This window comes from Enterobacter sp. CGMCC 5087, from assembly GCF_003144775.1.
Lineage (GTDB): Bacteria > Pseudomonadota > Gammaproteobacteria > Enterobacterales > Enterobacteriaceae > Enterobacter > Enterobacter cloacae_M.
On sequence record NZ_QFXN01000005.1, the window covers coordinates 1 to 806 of the forward strand.

1 protein-coding gene and 1 pseudogene are annotated in these 806 nt (G+C 56.7%); both read left to right on the top strand.

Annotation, left to right across the window (positions count from 1 at the left end):
* Positions 1–199 (top strand): annotated as a pseudogene (locus DEO48_RS00025) (S49 family peptidase); the annotation flags it as partial.
* Positions 192–797: a DNA primase gene (locus tag DEO48_RS00030; protein ID WP_109843939.1), complete on the top strand. Its 606-nt coding sequence runs from the start codon at positions 192–194 to the stop codon at positions 795–797. The pseudogene DEO48_RS00025 and the gene DEO48_RS00030, both read left to right, overlap by 8 nt.
* Positions 798–806: the final 9 nt, after the last annotated feature.

The following is an 806-nucleotide window of genomic DNA, read 5'->3' on the forward strand; positions in this document are numbered from 1 at the left end:
GGAGGTGGATGCTGCAGGCGTGCTGTTTGTGGATACCGTTGCCCGCAATCGCGGGCTGGCGGCCTCCGTGGTCCGTAACACACAGGCCGCGTGCCTGCTGGCAGAAGAAGGGGTGAGACTCGGTTTTGCTGATGCGGTGCTCTCTCCGGATGACGCGTTTTATGAGCTGTTAACAACAACAGGAGTAAGTCATGTTTAAATTTGGGCACCTTCTCGGTGGAAAAGCCTCCCGCAGGCTGGAAGAGGACAACCAGGACGATCCGGAACTGGAGGACGACAAACAACCGCAGGGTAAGACGCGCGGCCGTCGTGCGGATGATAATCCGGACGATCCAAATGACGACCCAGACGCGAATGATGATCCTGAAGACCCGGACAATCCGGATAAACAGGGCCGTAAGGCGAAGAAGAGTAGAGCCCGCCGCGCTGATGAAAATTCGGACGTAGACGGTGAAGATGATGACGGCGACGATAATGTCGATGATCCGGATGATAAACAGGCGCGTATGGACGAACGTACCCGCTGCGCCCGCATTTTCGGCAGTCCTCACGCGGCCGGAAACACTGCACTGGCAGCCTCTCTCGCATTCAATACCGGGATGAGTTCAGCCGCTGCGATTCAGGTGATGGCAAACACCGCCCCACCGGTTTCAGCCCCCTCATCTGCGCGTCGAATGACTCTCGATGACCGTATGCGTGCAGAAACTCTGCCGAAACTCAAACAGGATACACGGCAGCAGGGCGGCCTTAATGCGCTGGTCAGCCAGTATCAGAATCTCTCCGGGAAAAGGAAATAATCATGGTTG

What these genes read in the sequence shown, in the direction of transcription:
- DEO48_RS00030 (WP_109843939.1), top strand. Translation starts at nt 192, where the DNA reads ATGTTTAAATTTGGGCACCTTCTCGGTGGAAAAGCCTCCCGCAGGCTG.